Annotated in this window: 16 protein-coding genes; all 16 read left to right on the top strand. The window is 39.1% G+C overall.

What is annotated here, in order from left to right; genetic code table 11:
• Positions 1-3: 3 nt before the first annotated feature.
• The 16 genes from A5888_RS05190 to A5888_RS05115 all read left to right on the top strand — a co-directional run bounded on the left by A5888_RS05190 (position 4) and on the right by A5888_RS05115 (position 16,891).
• Positions 4-339, top strand: coding sequence for a DUF7006 family protein (locus A5888_RS05190; RefSeq protein ID WP_086348133.1), 336 nt, complete (start codon positions 4-6; stop codon positions 337-339).
• Between the two features lie 508 nt (positions 340-847).
• Positions 848-1,384, top strand: coding sequence for a PIN domain-containing protein (locus A5888_RS05185; protein WP_339101976.1), 537 nt, complete (start codon positions 848-850; stop codon positions 1,382-1,384).
• 345 nt (positions 1,385-1,729) lie between these two features.
• Positions 1,730-2,275 carry a DUF1697 domain-containing protein gene (locus A5888_RS05180; RefSeq protein WP_086348132.1) on the top strand — a complete coding sequence of 182 codons (546 nt, stop codon included), beginning with the start codon at positions 1,730-1,732 and terminating at the stop codon, positions 2,273-2,275.
• A gap of 53 nt (positions 2,276-2,328) precedes the next feature.
• Positions 2,329-2,820 carry a YbhB/YbcL family Raf kinase inhibitor-like protein gene (locus A5888_RS05175; protein ID WP_170924709.1) on the top strand — a complete coding sequence of 164 codons (492 nt, stop codon included), beginning with the start codon at positions 2,329-2,331 and terminating at the stop codon, positions 2,818-2,820.
• 301 nt (positions 2,821-3,121) lie between these two features.
• Positions 3,122-4,288, top strand: coding sequence for a radical SAM family heme chaperone HemW (gene hemW, locus A5888_RS05170; protein ID WP_086348130.1), 1,167 nt, complete (start codon positions 3,122-3,124; stop codon positions 4,286-4,288).
• A 144-nt stretch (positions 4,289-4,432) separates the two neighbouring features.
• The gene (gene hrcA, locus A5888_RS05165; protein WP_086348129.1) at positions 4,433-5,476 is read left to right on the top strand and encodes a heat-inducible transcriptional repressor HrcA; all 1,044 of its coding nucleotides are present in this window, start codon (positions 4,433-4,435) and stop codon (positions 5,474-5,476) included.
• 62 nt (positions 5,477-5,538) lie between these two features.
• The gene (grpE, locus tag A5888_RS05160; RefSeq protein ID WP_249274420.1) at positions 5,539-6,066 is read left to right on the top strand and encodes a nucleotide exchange factor GrpE; all 528 of its coding nucleotides are present in this window, start codon (positions 5,539-5,541) and stop codon (positions 6,064-6,066) included.
• A gap of 63 nt (positions 6,067-6,129) precedes the next feature.
• Positions 6,130-7,959: a molecular chaperone DnaK gene (dnaK, locus tag A5888_RS05155; protein ID WP_086348127.1), complete on the top strand. Its 1,830-nt coding sequence runs from the start codon at positions 6,130-6,132 to the stop codon at positions 7,957-7,959.
• Positions 7,960-8,260: 301 nt separating this feature from the next.
• The gene (dnaJ, locus tag A5888_RS05150) at positions 8,261-9,433 is read left to right on the top strand and encodes a molecular chaperone DnaJ (protein WP_086348126.1); all 1,173 of its coding nucleotides are present in this window, start codon (positions 8,261-8,263) and stop codon (positions 9,431-9,433) included.
• 330 nt (positions 9,434-9,763) lie between these two features.
• The gene (locus A5888_RS05145; RefSeq protein WP_086348125.1) at positions 9,764-11,809 is read left to right on the top strand and encodes a BglG family transcription antiterminator; all 2,046 of its coding nucleotides are present in this window, start codon (positions 9,764-9,766) and stop codon (positions 11,807-11,809) included.
• Between the two features lies 1 nt (position 11,810).
• Positions 11,811-12,092, top strand: a complete 282-nt coding sequence (locus A5888_RS05140; protein ID WP_086348124.1) for a PTS sugar transporter subunit IIB — start codon at positions 11,811-11,813, stop codon at positions 12,090-12,092.
• A gap of 22 nt (positions 12,093-12,114) precedes the next feature.
• Entirely contained in the window at positions 12,115-13,476 is a 1,362-nt protein-coding gene (locus A5888_RS05135) for a PTS ascorbate transporter subunit IIC (RefSeq protein WP_086348123.1), read from the top strand.
• 36 nt (positions 13,477-13,512) lie between these two features.
• Entirely contained in the window at positions 13,513-14,373 is an 861-nt protein-coding gene (locus tag A5888_RS05130) for a transketolase (protein ID WP_086348358.1), read from the top strand.
• On the top strand, positions 14,366-15,325 hold the full coding sequence (locus A5888_RS05125) for a transketolase family protein (RefSeq protein ID WP_086348122.1): 960 nt from the start codon (positions 14,366-14,368) through the stop codon (positions 15,323-15,325). The genes A5888_RS05130 and A5888_RS05125 overlap by 8 nt, the downstream gene beginning before the upstream one ends.
• A 354-nt stretch (positions 15,326-15,679) precedes the next feature.
• Positions 15,680-16,402, top strand: coding sequence for a MarR family winged helix-turn-helix transcriptional regulator (locus A5888_RS05120; RefSeq protein ID WP_086348121.1), 723 nt, complete (start codon positions 15,680-15,682; stop codon positions 16,400-16,402).
• 63 nt (positions 16,403-16,465) lie between these two features.
• Complete coding sequence (locus A5888_RS05115; RefSeq protein ID WP_086348120.1) at positions 16,466-16,891, top strand: GNAT family N-acetyltransferase; 426 nt, start codon at positions 16,466-16,468, stop codon at positions 16,889-16,891.
• Positions 16,892-16,905: the final 14 nt, after the last annotated feature.

Genomic DNA, 16,905 nt, shown 5'->3' with positions numbered 1-16,905 from the left:
AAAATGGCTTTTTCATGGGAACTTGAATTGACAAACATTTATGCAGGGGAGATCGACCATACACTACGGAAATATTATGAAAAGCTACAGGAACAAGCAATAGAGCTAGTAGAAAAAATTAACGCAGATAATTTTTCAAAAAGCCTTTCAATCCTTCAGGGAATCGATGAAAAATGCCAATTACTGTTTTTCTTTTTAGAGCATACAGAGGATTTGTGGTTCGAAACCAGTGTAGAGGTAATCGATTGTATAGAAGGCGAATATAAACGATCCTACTTGGAGAAGCTTCCGTTTCCAACAGAGTATGGAAAAAATTCACTGCTTTATATGATACGTTAGATGTTGTTGATAAGAAAACATTAAAATGCGGGGATAGTTGTAACGGTAAAAATGGATAGTTAGATGAAACGGGTAGCTGAAATCAATGCAATTACGCAGATAATCAGTTACCCGCTTTGTTTACTGTTAAGAAAATATAAAAGATTAGGGAAAGAAAACCTAAATGAGATTAGCCAACATTGAAAAGTAATATTACTTATTTGATTTAAAGAATTTTTCTTTTAAAGAAAATAAGAATAGATACGATAATTTATGTAAAAGCATGAACCAAATTCAGGAACAAATACCCTAGTAAGGATATTTGTCTATGAAACGCCAGTATTTAGTGAGATACGTTCGTTGTTCCAAAAGAAATGAACATTATGAAAAATTAGCCAGTGATTACTTTTTGCAAGAAAACTACATGAAGATATTATTGGTACTGTATATCTTTTCAGAATAGTTAACCAGCGGCTTAAATTTAAAAGATTTTTAGCAAGACGATTCAGAGAATAAAAAAGGAGAAAATATGCATTATTTAATTGACTATGAAAATATTTCAGAAAGACATCTGACTAAGCTTCAAGAAATAACATCAAAGGATTACATTACCATCTTTTATACAAGAGATGCGAAAATCAGCTTGGATGCACTGGCATCAATAGGAACGTCAAATATAGTTTTCTTCAAGGTAGTTGCCGGAAAAAATGCATTGGATTTTCAATTAAGTAGTTACTTAGGTTATTTAATCGCAAAAAATGAAAATGAGAAACAACAAAAGTATATTATTGTTAGCGAAGATCACGGTTTTGATTGTCTTATAAACTTTTGGAAAAAAAGAGATGTAAAGATAACAATTAATAGAAAATCTACTGTGATAGCTAATGAATTGGATGAGAAACTAAGCAAACAGTTTTCGAAAATATATAAGGAACATTCAACTGAAATAATTCGAATTCTTCATATGAAAAAGCTGTGTGATATTCATAATAAGTTGTCTATAGCTTTTGGGGAATCTGGAAAGCAAATCTATAAAACAGCTAAACCATATTTGAGAAGCAACTAATGTTTTGAAACAGAGCCAATAGTTTAAATACATTCATGTCCGAAGAACAATATTGTTTTACTTTTTCTTTTTTCAAGCTTGACTCTAAGAGGGAAACAAATTTAAATATAGGAAAGTAATAAAGGCTACTCAAAAGTAATTGAGTAGTCTTTATTTGAAAGATACGCAGCATTCAGATGTGGAAATCTAGATGTCTATGAACTTTAATGACTATAAGAAAAAAGCTGAAAAACTGAGCTACATATGTTTGCTTGATATAAATTAAATTTTTTTGAAAGGGTATTCTATAAGTGCGTTTTTTGTTACTATTAATAGATAAACGTAGATTATAGAGAGGTGTTTCTAATGAGAAAATATGTTGCACTTTTACGTGGGATTAACGTTGGCGGTAAAAATAAAGTAGCAATGCCGATACTGAAGCGTGCCTTTGAAGAAAATGGGTTTAGTGATGTTGTTACTTATATCAATAGTGGAAATGTAGCTTTCTCAAGTGAAAGTCATGCTATAGATGAGTTGATCACGATTTGTGAAGCGATCATGACAGATACTTTTATGCTGGATATTCCTGTTGCCGTTGTACCTATAGACGATTTGACAGAGACGTTGACTCATGCCCCAGATTGGTGGGGAGATACGAATAAGGAAATCATTCATTATGCCATTTTTTTGATTCCGCCGATTCGAGCAGAAGAAGTGTTTGCGGCTGTTGGTGAAATAAAACCAGAGTATGAAAAGATTGCTCATCATAAGAATATTATTTTTTGGTCAGCGCCTCGGAAGACATTTACCAAAACCAGATGGTCAAAAATTGCCAGTTCTTCGGTAAATAATCATGTGACGATTCGAACAGCGAATACGATAAACAAGCTGCTTTTATTAGCGAATAAATGATTCGTTATAAGTATGATGTGATGGAATTTAGTGAATGAAAGAAGGAGGAATTTATGGTGCGTTCAAAAAAAGAAAATCTGATAATCAAAAGCAGTGCTTTTGTAGATACTGGAACGATGCCTTTGGAGTACACTGGCTACGGAAGTGATCAGTCACCACCATTAACGTTGCAAAATATTTCTAGCGACGCTCGATCCATTGCGATTATTATGGAAGATTTAGATATTCCGATGATTAAGGCCTTTCCTCATTGGCTGATTTGGAATATTCCTGTTATGTCTGACATTCCTGAGAACATCCCTTCTGGAAAAATCGTTGATTCTCTTCATGGCGCGATTCAAGGCATTGCTTATGGCAAGCACGAGTATCGTGGACCGAAACCACCCAAAATCATAAAAAATAGCCATCGCTATCGTTTCAATGTTTATATTTTGGATGCCATGCTTGATTTGAGTAGCGATGCCAAGAAGAAAAAGCTTCTGGATGCTATGGTTGGTCATATACTTCAGGAAAGTAGTATCACGGGCATTTTTAAAAATCAATAAGCGGGTTTGATTCGTTGTTAATGACATTTCTACTATTATTATATGAAGCAAGTAAGTGAAAAAGCATCAAGAATTGGTGTTTTTTCTTTTTATATTGTCATGAAGTGTTAGAAATGAGAGGTTTCTTTTTTTCTACCCCATCAAATGAAAGTATGTTAAACTGGCTAATGGATATCAGGGCTCTATATAGCTATATTCTGCTATCCATAGACCGACTAAAAAGATACGCCCAAGCAACAAACCTTATAGCAAGAAACATATGGTTTGGTAATTACCTATTGAACTCAAAGGAAATGATGAAATGATCGAAACGAACAAAATGACAAACAGCAAAGTTTCTGCTTATATTCACATCCCATTTTGTGAGCATATCTGCTTTTACTGTGATTTTAATAAAGTTTTTCTTGAAGGACAGCCAGTTGATGAATATATTGAAGCCCTGTTGAAAGAGATTCAGCTAACCACAGCTAAGCATCCAGAAAAACAGATGGAAACTATTTATATAGGCGGTGGAACACCAACGTCCCTAAATGCAGCTCAATTGGATCGTTTGCTATCGGGTGTAAGAGAGCTATTGCCATTTGATGACAAACGAGAATTTACTGTAGAAGCAAATCCAGGTGATTTAACTCAGGATAAACTGAAAGTCATGAAGAACTATGGCGTCAATCGCTTATCAATGGGTGTGCAAACATTTGATGATCGATTGCTGAAAAAAATCGGTCGCAAGCATACGGCAGCGGATGTCTATGAGACTATGCGTTTTCTGGAAAAAGAAAATTTTGAAAATGTTAGTATTGATTTGATTTATGCACTTCCCGGGCAAACGGTGGAGGGCTTTCAAGATACCTTACAAAAGGCAATTGAATTGGATTTGCCTCATTATTCCTTGTACTCTTTGATTCTTGAAAATAAGACGATGTTTATGAACTGGGTCCGACAAGGGCGCTTGGAATTGCCAGATGAAGATACTGAGGCTGGCATGTTTGAAGCAACTATCGAGCAAATGGCGAAAACGGGCAGACATCAATATGAAGTAAGCAACTTTGCTTTGGATGGAAAAGAGAGTCAGCATAATCTGGTTTATTGGAATAATGAACATTATTATGGTTTTGGTGCAGGAGCAAGTGGCTATCTTGGGGATGCTCGTTACCGCAACTTTGGACCGATTCAACATTATCTGCAACCGCTAAGAGAGGGCAAGCTACCTGTACTGGAAACAGAGCAATTGACCAGAGCCAATCAAATCGAGGAAGAAATGTTTCTAGGCTTGCGGAAATTGGCTGGTGTCAGTAAAGAGCGATTTGAAGAAAAATTTCAAACAACTATTGCACAGGTCTATGGTCCTGTGCTTGAAAAATTGAAAGCAGAAGGGTTGCTTGCAGAATCAGAAAAGTATTTTAGCTTAACTGAAAAGGGATTATATATAGGAAACGAAGTCTTTGAATCCTTCCTACTAGATGAATAAAAAGGCTAAAACAGTAATTTTTAGCACTCGACTATAAAGAGTGCTAAAATTACTGTTTTTTTCTTGACAATTCTAACAGGACTTGCTATATTTATACTTGTGTTAGCACTCATTAGATAAGAGTGCTAATGGAGGGTGGTAATTATGCTTACAGAAAGACAAAACGAAATATTGAGACTTATCATCCAACATTACACAACAACAGGGACACCTGTAGGTTCGAAGAAATTGATGGAGGATGGAGTCAAGTCCAGTTCTGCAACGATTCGCAATGAGATGAAAGCTTTAGAGGAGCATGGTCTGCTATTGAAGACCCATTCTTCTTCTGGAAGAGTTCCGTCTATGGCGGGGTATCGCTACTATGTAGATCATCTGTTGAAACCGGCGGAAGTAGATTCCGGAGAAGTGAATCTTATCCGTCAATCATTTGGTACTGAATTTCGTGAAATCAATGACATCATCGAACAATCAGCTAAAATTTTATCTGAGTTGACTAGCTATACCGCTTTTTCGTTGGGACCGGAAGTGAAAGAAAGAAAACTAACAGGATTTCGGATGGTTCCTTTGAATGATCGGCAGATAATTGCTATTATTGTAACGGATAAAGGCAATGTTGAAAATCAAGTGTTTGCTATACCAACATCTGTTACTAGCGAAGACTTAGAAAAGATGACCAAAATCATCAATGATAAGTTAGTGGGGCAACCCTTGCTGACTGTTTATCACCGATTGAGAACAGAGATACCTATGATCTTGCATAGATATTTCCAAACACCGGAAGGGATGATGAATTTATTTGATTCGATGCTGGGACACATTTTTGAAGAAAAAGTATATGTGAGCGGTCGATTGAATCTGTTGGATTTTGATGGCGGATTGGATAACAAACAGTTGAAGTCTGTTTATTCATTTATGAAGAACACAGAAGAGCTGACTCATCTGCTGGATATCTCAGGCGACTCCGCTGTACCCATCAGCTTCAAAATTGGTTCGGAAATTGGCAATGATCTGCTGGATAATATGAGCATGATCACAGCAACCTATGAAGTTGTCGGACATGGGAAAGGAACTATTGCTTTGTTGGGACCAACCAGTATGCCTTATTCTAAAATGTTCAGTCTGGTCGATGTATTCAGAAATGAACTGGCATCACAGTTAGGTTCTTACTATAGATTTCTTGATGGATAACGCCTTGGTGCTATTCTTAAAGATAAAAATGATTCTACGAAATGAGAAGGGAAGTTGCAAGATTGGATAATGAAAAACAAGAAGAAGTAAAAGATGATATTCAGGATCAGACAGAAAACGTGGACGAGACAGAAACACTGTCAGAAACGGATACGCTGAAAAATGAATTGAATGAAATGGAAGATAAATTCTTACGTGCACGAGCGGAAATCGCTAATATGAGCAATCGTTTCAAAAACGAACGTGAGCTTTTGGTTCGCTATAGATCTCAGGATTTAGGGAAGAAGATTTTGCCGGCAATGGATAATTTGGAACGCGCGATGGCAATCGAAGTAGATGATGAACAAGGAGCTAGCTTGAAAAAAGGTATCTCTATGGTTCATGAAAATTTGCTGAATGCATTGAAGGAAGAAGGAATTGAAGAAATTCCTGCTGTCGGTGCAGCTTTTGATCCTAATCTACATCAGGCAGTTCAAACTGTCCCTGCAGGCGAGGGTGTCGAATCAGATACGATCGTAGAAGTTCTGCAAAAGGGCTACAAATTACAGGATCGTATTTTACGTGCCAGCATGGTCGTTGTAGCACAATAGAATGGCTTATAGCAGAAATTTAGATAGACAAACTATAAAAAAAGAAGACAGGAGATAATAAACATGAGTAAAATAATCGGTATTGACTTAGGTACAACAAACTCAGCAGTAGCTGTTTTAGAAGGCGGAGAAGCAAAAATTATTGCAAATCCGGAAGGAAACCGTACAACTCCTTCAGTAGTATCATTCAAAAATGGCGAAATTCAAGTAGGGGAAGTAGCAAAACGTCAGGCAGTGACAAACCCTCATACTGTTTCATCTATCAAACGTTACATGGGTGAAGCTGGCTATAAAGTAGAAGCAGACGGAAAAACATATACACCTCAAGAAATCTCTGCAATGGTTTTACAATATCTTAAAGGCTTTGCAGAAGAATATCTGGGAGAAAAAGTTGAAAAAGCGGTTATTACAGTACCGGCTTACTTCAATGATGCACAACGTCAAGCAACGAAAGATGCTGGTAAAATTGCCGGTTTGGAAGTTGAACGTATCGTCAACGAGCCAACTGCAGCAGCATTAGCTTATGGGCTAGACAAAACAGATAAAGAAGAAAAAATCCTTGTATTTGACTTGGGTGGTGGTACATTTGACGTATCGATCCTTGAATTAGGAGACGGCGTATTCGATGTATTGTCTACTTCAGGCGATAACAACCTTGGTGGGGATGATTTTGATAACAAGATCATTGATTACATGGTTGCTGAGTTCAAAAAAGAAAACGGCATTGATCTTGGTCAAGATAAGATGGCCTTGCAACGTCTGAAAGATGCTGCTGAAAAAGCGAAAAAAGATTTGTCAGGTGTAACAAGCACACAAATCAGCTTACCGTTTATCACAGCTGGCGACGCTGGTCCTTTACATTTAGAAATGAACTTGACTCGTGCGAAATTTGATGAATTGACAGCTGATCTTGTAGAACGTACAAAAATTCCAGTTCGTCAAGCGTTGAAAGATGCTGATTTGAATGCTTCTGATATCGATGAAGTAATCCTAGTTGGTGGTTCTACACGTATTCCTGCTGTTGTTGAAGCAGTACGTAAGGAAACAAACAAAGAACCAAACAAATCAGTAAACCCGGATGAAGTTGTAGCAATGGGTGCGGCAATCCAAGGGGGCGTTATCACAGGTGATGTGAAAGACGTTGTACTATTGGACGTAACACCATTATCACTTGGTATCGAAACAATGGGTAGTGTCTTTACTAAATTGATCGATCGTAATACAACAATCCCAACAAGTAAATCTCAAGTATTCTCTACAGCAGCGGATAACCAGCCGGCAGTAGATATCCATGTCCTGCAAGGGGAACGTCCTATGGCAGCAGACAATAAAACATTAGGAAGATTCCAATTAACAGATATTCCGCCAGCACCACGTGGCGTACCTCAAATCGAAGTAAGCTTCGATATCGATAAAAACGGTATTGTAAACGTACGTGCTAAAGATTTAGGTACTCAAAAGGAACAAACAATCACAATCAAATCATCTTCAGGTTTATCTGATGAGGAGATCGAACGCATGGTTAAAGATGCGGAAGCAAATGCTGAAGCAGATAAACAACGTAAAGAAGAAGTTGACCTTCGCAATGACGTAGATGCATTGTTGTTCACTGTTGATAAAACATTGAAAGAGCTTGAAGGAAAAGTAGATGCTGAAGACGTGACAAAAGCAGAAGAAGCACGTGATGAATTGAAAGCCGCTGTTGAAGCAAATGATATCGAGCTGATGAAGACGAAACGTGACGCATTGAACGAAATCGTTCAAAACCTTTCTGTAAAACTTTACGAACAAGCAGCACAGCAGCAAGCACAAGAAAATCCTGAAGCAGCACAAGGCGGAGCTGATGATGTCGTAGATGCTGACTTTGAAGAAGTCGAAAAAGACGAAGACTAATTCCTAAAAAAGGAACAAGTCCTGATTAGGAAAGTGGGCGGGACAGAAGTGTAATAGCTGCTTCTGTCCCGTCATTTTCTTGTCATGCAGTATGGCTTGATCAGTGAATAAAAAGCGACCTTAAGAGGTTCTTGACCTTGTTTTTTACATAAATGTATTTAGGTTTTACCTGAATTGTGTTATGATTACAACGATACTTTTGTTGTAAGATGTTGCTTTTGGAACAATGTTCATTCAAAGGACAAAAAAGATTGAAGCAAGTGATTCAGTCTTAATGGAATTACAAGTTGGAGGGAAGCCAATGGCTACAAAGAGAGATTACTATGAAGTGCTGGGGTTATCTAAAGGTGCTTCAGATGATGAAATAAAAAAAGCTTATCGGAAGCTTTCCAAAAAATACCATCCAGATATCAATAAGGATGCAGATGCTGAGACGAAGTTCAAGGAACTGACAGAAGCTTATGAGGTCTTAAGTGACCCTCAGAAGAAAGCAGCCTATGATCAGTATGGACATGCTGGAACAGATCCTAGCTATGGCGGCGGTGCAGGCGGCTTTGGTGGTTTTGGCGGCGGTGGATTCAGCGGCGGTGGCGGTTTTGGTGGTTTTGAAGATATCTTTGATTCATTTTTTGGCGGCGGTGGCGGACGTACAGTTGATCCGACTGCTCCTAGACAAGGATCTGATTTGCAATATACGATCCAGTTGAAATTTGAAGAAGCGATTTTTGGTATAGAAAAAGAAATCAAATACAAACGTGAAGATGTTTGTGGTACTTGTCATGGTAATGGAGCCAAGCCAGGTACTCAGCCAGAAACCTGCCATAAATGTCATGGTTCTGGATCGATCAACGTGGAACGTCAAACGCCACTTGGTCGTGTAATGAGTCGTCAAACCTGTGATGTTTGTCGAGGTACAGGGAAAGAAATCAAAGATCCTTGTCCAACATGTCATGGTTCAGGTCACGAAAAGAAAGCACACCGTGTGAAAGTCAATGTTCCTGCGGGTGTGGAAGATGGCCAACAAATGCGTTTAGCTAACCAAGGGGAAGCGGGAATGAATGGTGGACCTTATGGAGATCTGTATGTTGTCTTCAATGTCGAGGAAAGCAATATTTTCGATAGAGACGGTTCAGAAATCTATTATGAATTGCCATTAAGCTTTGTACAAGCAGCGTTAGGTGATGAGGTTCAAGTACCAACTGTTCATGGGGATGTGAAGCTGAAAATCCCTGCTGGTACGCAAACTGCAACAAACTTCCGTTTGAAAGGTAAAGGAGCTCCTCGTTTGAGAGGCGGTGCTACTGGCGATCAACACGTGAAGGTCAAATTGATTACACCGAAAAACCTGAATGAGGAGCAAAGAGAAGCGTTGCGTGCCTTTGCTAAAGCAGGTGGTCAGGAAATCAATGAACAGCAAGAAGAAGGTTTTTTTGATAAAATGAAAGATGCTTTTGGAAGTAAAAAAAGAAAATAATGGGTGAAAAGTGAACAAGGTTTGCTTGCTCATTCAATAGACACAAAACAAGAGATTAGGCTGATATTCGAATCCTAAGCTCTTGTTTTTTTATTTTGAATTGTTTTGATGATGAAAATGGCAGGAAGGAGTAGCTATAATACATTAGAATGAAAGGGTATTCACACTTGGAGGGATTACCGATTTGGGATTAAAAAAGATTTAACAGGATTTTTATGTGTTATTTTTTATTCAACGGTCTAGTCAAATGAAAAAGGCACATTGTAGTTGTACCCAATTGTTCTGTGCATTTAGAGCAGCACATTATATAGTAAAGGAGGAGGAAGGATAATGATGGATTACAGAATTAGTTATATTATGTCGTCAGAAAATCAGCTACTATCTCTTGAAGAAGCCTCTGCAATAACTGGCATGAAAAGAGAAGAACTTTCCACTGAATTGAATAAGTTAAGTTGTTTAGCAAAGGAAATACTGGATGAAGAGATCGAGCTTACAGAAAATACAGTCAGGGTACCCTTGATATCAACAAAAAACTGGCTGGCGCTCATTTTTGGTCAAAGAGAAGAGGAGTTAATTTATTCCGAGCAAGAACGACAAGCAATGATCTATTTTCTGACCTTCAGCGGCTTTGAAGAATTGTCTGTATTCTATTTTCAGGAATTCTTTATGGTCAGTAAAAATACGATTTTAGCAGATGTAAAAAAGCTAAGGAAGTTTCTTGAAGGACGCGCGATTTCTTTAGAGTATTCAAGACGGGAAGGCTTCTTTCTAGCAGGAGATGAAGCAGCGGTTAGAACAATGGCGTATGTGTTATTAGGTAAGCTTATGGCGTGTACAAATGGAAAACGCTTGCTGTACAAAGGACTGTTAACTGTTTCATTTGACTACTATATTGATATCCGCCAACGTTTTTCTCGGACCATCCAACAGTATAGCTTGGTTCTTGTGCCAAGCAGGTTTGATGAAATGGTCTATTTTATTTCTTATTTGGTTGGTCGAATGAGCAGGCATGAAATACGATTTGAGGAAGAGGAGCAACAGATGGTAAAGACCTTGATTGCTTATCGTGCTTCGGAACAATTTCTGCTGGAATTTTCAGATATTCGAAATGAAGAGATGGAAAAGCTCTACATTACGGTTCTTTTCATGACTGTTGTTCAAGGAGAAATACAAGATACATCATTAGAGTTTCTATTGGAGTGTTCTGGAAAAATCATTCATGAAGTAGAGCGTTTAGCGGCGGTGGAATTTCAGGAGTATAGAAAATTGTTGTTGGATTTATTTTATCATCTGGTGCCGGCCTATTTTCGAATCAAGTTCGGGTTGCCGTTGAATAATGTATTGATTGACGAAATTGTTGTACAGTACCATGAAATATTCGAGCTCACAAAGAGAAGCTTATTTCCATTAGAAAATCTTGTGCAGAAAAAAATCCCAATGGAGGAAACAGGGTACTTTACCGTATTGTTTGGCGGTGCAATTCGAAGCCGAAAGTCTATGAAACAGAATGTGCAGTTGAAAGGATTGATTCTTTGTCCAAGTGGGATCAGCTCTTCGATGATCATGAAAACGGAGCTTCAAGAGCTGTTTCCACAAATTGATTTTTCTGAAATAAGTACGCTAGATGCCTATAGTGAAACAGAGAGTCATGAAGAAATCGATTTGATTTTTTCCAGTGTTCCTATAAAGACAGAGAAAAAGGTCTATGTGATTAATCCGATCATGTCGCAATTGGAAAAAAACATATTAATGAGAGAAGTACAGGAAGCGTTTCTTTTTCAGAAAACCTTGATCCCTTCCGTAGATGAAATTATTGATATCCTGTTTCCTCATGTTTTACTGAAAACAGGTGTAACAAAAGAAAAGCTTTATAAAATCGTACAGAAAAAAATGAACAAAGAGATGAAGAGAAGGGAAGATGATCGACCGATGTTATCTGAGTTACTTACAGAAGATATGATCCAATTATCAGATGTTTCGATGAACTGGGAGGAAGCAATCGATTATGCCGCTCAGCCGTTGAAAAAGAACAAAATAGAGCAACGATATGTGGCTGCGATGATTGATAAAGTAAAGAAGCATGGACCGTTTATTCATATCGGAGAAGGTGTTGCTTTACCCCATGCACGTCCGGAGGATGGTGTAAAAGAGTTAGGGATGTCCCTGTTGAAGGTACAAAAACCGATTTTACTGATGGATGATGAGAAGCATCCGATTCAACTGTTCATTTGTCTGGCAGCAGTGGATAATGAAATGCATTTGAAGGCGTTAGCAAGCTTGACGAAAATTCTGTCGAATAAAGAACGATTGCAAGCCTTGCTTCAAGCAGATACAAAAGCAAGTATTCTAAAAATTTTAGCAGAAGGAGAGGAATAAAATGAAATTTGCAGCAGTGTGTGGGTCAGGATTAGGATCAAGCTTTATGGTGGAAATGAATATCAATACAGTATTAAACGAACTTGGAGTAAGTGGTGTCGAGGTTTCGCATTATGATATGGGGAGTGCAACACCGGAGTTGGCTGATGTATTTTTTGTCGGTGGCGATCTAGCAGATAGTGCGACGCATTTAGGAGAAGTCATTGTCTTGAACAGCATCATCGATATGGATGAGCTAAAGGAAAAAGTGACTACAGTTTGTAGAGAAAAGGGACTGCTATAGCACATTAAAGGAGGACAAAAAAATGGATAATATTTTAGATATTTTAATTGATATTGCCAGTACACCGGCATTGCTGGTTGCATTGATTGCAGTTTTGGGGAATGTACTGCAGAAAAAGGATTTGGCTTCAACGGTGAAAGGGGGAATCAAGACCTTTGTTGGGTTCTTGGTCGTCACAGCTGGAGCAGGGGTGATTGAAGGCTCATTGGCACCGTTTGGCGAGATGTTTCAGGCAGCCTTCAATATGCAAGGTGTGGTCCCAAACAATGAAGCAATTGTCGCTCTGGCATTGACAAAATACGGCACATATACAGCACTTATTATGTTGACTGGGATGGTATTCAATATCCTGATTGCACGAATTACCCGATACAAGTACATTTATCTAACTGGGCATGCGACACTTTATATGGCTTGCATGATAGCTGTTATTTTGAGCGTGACCGGCATGAACACTATTATGTTAGTCTTGTTTGGAGGTCTGGCATTGGGGCTGGCAAACACGATTTTTCCGGCAATTGCTCAGCCGTTTACCCGTCAAATTACTAAAAATGATTCTGTTGCGTTGGGACACACAGGGAATTTTGGTTATGCTTTGAGTGGCTTGATTGGTAAGTATGTTGGGAATAAAGAAAAATCAACAGAAGACATCAACTTTCCTAAGGGCCTTTCTTTCCTAAGAGATTCGACAGTAAGTATTACACTGACTATGGCAGTTGTTTATGTGATTGTCGCTCTCTTTGCCGGGAATGACTTTGTGAGTGAAAACCTGAGTGGTGGAATGAATTACATCATTTATTCTTTACAGCAGGCAGGCTCATTTGCGGCAGGTGTGTTTGTTATTCTAGCAGGTGTTCGCTTGATCCTTGCGGAAATCGTTCCGGCGTTCAAAGGAATATCTGAAAAGCTAGTACCGAATTCAATTCCAGCCTTGGATTGTCCAATCGTCTTTCCCTATGCTCCTAATGCTGTTTTGATTGGCTTTTTAACGAGCTTTGTTGGTGGGATCGTCAGCCTGGCAATTATGGTCATGACTGGTACGACAGTGATTATCCCAGGTGTTGTTCCGCACTTTTTCTGTGGTGCTACAGCGGGTGTATATGGCAATGCAACAGGCGGTGTCAGAGGAGCTGTTATTGGTTCATTTATTCATGGTATTATCATCAGCTTCATGCCAATCTTGCTTATGCCGGTCATGGGAGATCTTGGGTTTCAAGGGTCGACCTTCTCGGATACTGATTATGGCGTGACAGGGATTTTCCTTGGGAATCTAGCGAATAATGGTGGACAGATGCTAGTCATTGGTGGAATCATTGCTGTTTTGGCCGTATTACTAGGTCTTACTCTTTTCGGAAAAAAGAATACAGAAGCAGCTTCAGAATAATGTATGAGAAGGAGTACAAAAATGACAACAGGTGTGATGGCAGAAATGGAATGGCAACAGCTGGATTTACTAGCAAAAAAAATCAGATATGATACCTTAGCATCTATCAAGCATATGGGACAAGGGCATTTAGGCGGATCGTTGTCGATTGTCGAATTGCTGGCAGTGCTATATGGAAAACAGATGGCTATTGATCCCAATAATCCTTTATGGGAGGAACGAGATCGATTGGTACTCTCAAAGGGGCATGCCGGAGTTGCTTTATATAGTGCATTGGCTAATACTGGATATTTTGATCGGGCTCATTTACGAACGCTTAACGAAGGCGGGACGAGTTTACCTTCTCATCCGGACAGGAATAAAACGCCGGGTGTTGATGCCACAACAGGTTCGCTAGGACAAGGAACTTCTGTAGCAGCTGGAATTGCTACAGGTTTAAAGTTGTCGCAGAAAAACAATTATGTTTATTTAATTGTTGGTGATGGTGAGTTGAACGAAGGGCAGTGTTGGGAGGCGTTTCAATATATCGCACACGCAAGACTCGATAATTGTCTGGTAGTCATTGATGAAAATAAAAAGCAGCTAGATGGTAAAACACTGGATATATTGAATCCATTTGACATAGCAGAGAAAATGAAGGCTTTTGGTTTTCACGTAGAAAAAGTCAAAGGTGATAGTTTATCAGCAATCAATCAGGCAATCCAACAGTGTAAATTGATGTCAAATCAAGCGGTTTGTATTATTTTGGACGCCACTAAAGGGCAAGGAATCCCGTATTTCGAACAGATGGCAGATAATCATTCTGTGAAATTCAACACTGAAGAAGTCAATCAAGCTGCTGAGAAAGCACTGGTTAAGCTGGAAGAGGAGATCAAGGAGATGACAAGGAATGGTTGAGCTAGACGAAAAAAGAGAAATGGGACCGGAGCTGCGTGGTTGTGTTGTTTCAGCAATCGAGGAGCTGATGGCTGAAAATGAACGTGTCGTGGCATTAGAAGCAGATCTAGGTGCAGCCAGCGGCTGGAACAAGCTGGCTGCTGCTGATCCGAAGCGGTTTATCAATGTTGGGATCGCAGAGGCCAATATGGTCGGAGTTGCCGCCGGGTTAAACTTGGCTGGTTACACCCCTTTTGTTCATACTTTTGGCCCATTTGCGACCAGACGAGTGTTTGATCAGCTGTTTTTATCCGGTGGTTATTCAAAAAATACGATAAATATTTATGGCTCGGACCCTGGATTTGCTGTCGGACATAACGGAGGGACACATACGACTTGGGAGGACGTGGCGCTGCTTCGAGCGATTCCTAATTCTGTGGTCTGTGATGCAGCAGATGCCGTTCAAATGAAGTGGATCATCAAAGAATTCAGTAAGCATCAAGGGATTCATTACGTGAGAGGAAACAGGAAAAGTGTTCAGAATATCTATGCAGAAGGAACAACATTCCAGCTCGGAAAAGGAAATATCCTAACAAAAGGAGACGATGTTTTGATTCTGGCAGCAGGTCAGCTGGTTTCAGAAGCACTGACAGTTTCAGAAGAATTAGGAGAAGAGGGGATCAGCTGTGAAGTGATCGATATGTTTACGATCAAACCGCTTGACCGACAGCTGATTATTGAAGAAGGACAGAATAAAAGAAGCATCGTGACAATTGAAAATCACTCGATTACAGGTGGTTTAGGTAGTGCAGTTGCTGAAGTGTTGGCAGAAGAGAACTTCGCTATTCCATTGTTGCGCATTGGCGTAGATGAACAATTTGGACAAGTTGGAACGCCGGAGTATCTTCAGAAAGCATACGGACTGACTGCTGAGCAAATCAAAAATAAAATCCGTTTGTCTTTAGGGAAATAGGAGAATAGTGAGCGTGGGACATAACTCAAGTCCTACGCTTGTTCTGTATCTAAACCCGAATAAACGGTGGAACAGAAGCAACTTCTTCGACAATAAGCTGAAATTCAGCAAAAATTTGTGAAGCAATTTTCGTGAATTCCATCTTATTGCTTGAAGCTTAACACTTCTGTCCCAACCTCGCTTTTTTGCTGTCTTTTTTTGTTTAAAAAGTATAAGAAAAGTTAAACACAAACTTTTTTTATTCATTTCTATTGACAATAGTTAGGTACCGAATTATAATTCGAATATAAAGTTTAGGTACCTAAGTAATGGAGTGAGTAAATAAGCAAAAAAATAGAGAAAGTAGGAACAATCATGAGCGACTATACGAAAGAGCTATTGAAAAATTTATCGATTGTAGGAACAGCAGGGAGTCGATTGATCAATACTGCGATGCTAAAGAAAAAAGCTCCTACGCAACAGCTGGTATTGGACCTTTTACTTGAAGAAGATGGAATGACTCAAGGTGTCTTGGCCGAGCTATTAGATATTCGTCCTAGCTCGTTGACAGAAATTTTAAATAAACTAGCGCAACGTGGTGAAATCGAGCGTCGAGAAGATCCGAATGATAAACGAATCAAACAAGTGTTTATCACGGAAAAAGGCCGTGCGAAAGCAAGCCCTATGAAACAAAAGCAAGATCGTTCAGAAGAATTTTTTGCTGGTTTATCGGATGAAGAGCAAGCAGAGTTGAATCAACTGTTGAACAAGATACAAAATGGTTGGGGAGAAGATTTCTGCGAGTTTTCTGATTTTCCTAAGTTGCCTTTTGAAATGCTGGGATCAATGAAGGATTTCCGTGAGCAGTTCATGAAAGAATTCGCCGGCAAGGACTATCACAGTATGTCTGCACAGGAACGGAGAGAATTCAAAAGAGAGATGAGAGAAATGAAGCATGCTATGCGCCGTCAGTTTGATCGTCGCGGTGGTTTTAATCGTAAGGATTTCGAAGGGTTCTATTCAGATGGCAGCAAAGAAAAGAATAATTGCTCTGACCATTTTGACAAACGAGAAGACAGTGAGTGGGATAACTGGTAAGCGTGAGTAAAAAGAGCTGCTGAAAAAGTGGTGTGCCCCTATACAAAGGATGGAGGTCTGAGGATGAATATTCAACTAGCAAAAGAATCCAGCCCGAATGCATATGAAGCAATGACTCTTCGTAAGCAGGTGTTGGGAAGCAAGATCAATAGGAAACAAGAGAAAAAATGGACAACCTATGTAGCTGTCGAAGATGGAAAAGTGATTGGTACGGCCTCTATTCAGCTTTATCCATTCAATTTTGCAAGAGTTCGTCAGGTTGCAGTAGCGCCTGAATTTCAAGGAAAACGAGTTGGTAATCAGTTATTGGATCATTGCGAAGCGTATGCAATGGAACAAGGGCATTCCGTCATCATTTTAACAGGGAGAAAAAACGCCAGTATTTTTTATATGAAACGGGATTACCGTATTTTACTTTTTCCGTTCAAAAAGCATGATATCAATTTTTTTTGGATGGGAAAAAGATTGTCAGAAGAAGCCTATTCTTGATATGAGGAGGAATG

The organism is Enterococcus sp. 9E7_DIV0242, from assembly GCF_002140975.2.
Taxonomy (GTDB): Bacteria; Bacillota; Bacilli; order Lactobacillales; family Enterococcaceae; genus Enterococcus_L; species Enterococcus_L clewellii.
The sequence above is the reverse complement of the archived record's forward strand: the minus strand, read 5'-3'. Positions and strand labels throughout refer to the sequence as shown.

Coding starts and splice junctions, on each gene's coding strand:
- A5888_RS05180 (WP_086348132.1), top strand. CDS start 1,730: ATGAGAAAATATGTTGCACTTTTACGTGGGATTAACGTTGGCGGTAAA.
- A5888_RS05185 (WP_339101976.1), top strand. CDS start 848: ATGCATTATTTAATTGACTATGAAAATATTTCAGAAAGACATCTGACT.
- hemW (WP_086348130.1), top strand. CDS start 3,122: ATGATCGAAACGAACAAAATGACAAACAGCAAAGTTTCTGCTTATATT.
- A5888_RS05190 (WP_086348133.1), top strand. CDS start 4: ATGGCTTTTTCATGGGAACTTGAATTGACAAACATTTATGCAGGGGAG.
- A5888_RS05125 (WP_086348122.1), top strand. CDS start 14,366: ATGGTTGAGCTAGACGAAAAAAGAGAAATGGGACCGGAGCTGCGTGGT.
- A5888_RS05175 (WP_170924709.1), top strand. CDS start 2,329: ATGGTGCGTTCAAAAAAAGAAAATCTGATAATCAAAAGCAGTGCTTTT.
- A5888_RS05135 (WP_086348123.1), top strand. CDS start 12,115: ATGGATAATATTTTAGATATTTTAATTGATATTGCCAGTACACCGGCA.
- dnaK (WP_086348127.1), top strand. CDS start 6,130: ATGAGTAAAATAATCGGTATTGACTTAGGTACAACAAACTCAGCAGTA.
- A5888_RS05145 (WP_086348125.1), top strand. CDS start 9,764: ATGATGGATTACAGAATTAGTTATATTATGTCGTCAGAAAATCAGCTA.
- A5888_RS05140 (WP_086348124.1), top strand. CDS start 11,811: ATGAAATTTGCAGCAGTGTGTGGGTCAGGATTAGGATCAAGCTTTATG.
- A5888_RS05115 (WP_086348120.1), top strand. CDS start 16,466: ATGAATATTCAACTAGCAAAAGAATCCAGCCCGAATGCATATGAAGCA.
- dnaJ (WP_086348126.1), top strand. CDS start 8,261: ATGGCTACAAAGAGAGATTACTATGAAGTGCTGGGGTTATCTAAAGGT.
- A5888_RS05120 (WP_086348121.1), top strand. CDS start 15,680: ATGAGCGACTATACGAAAGAGCTATTGAAAAATTTATCGATTGTAGGA.
- A5888_RS05130 (WP_086348358.1), top strand. CDS start 13,513: ATGGCAGAAATGGAATGGCAACAGCTGGATTTACTAGCAAAAAAAATC.
- hrcA (WP_086348129.1), top strand. CDS start 4,433: ATGCTTACAGAAAGACAAAACGAAATATTGAGACTTATCATCCAACAT.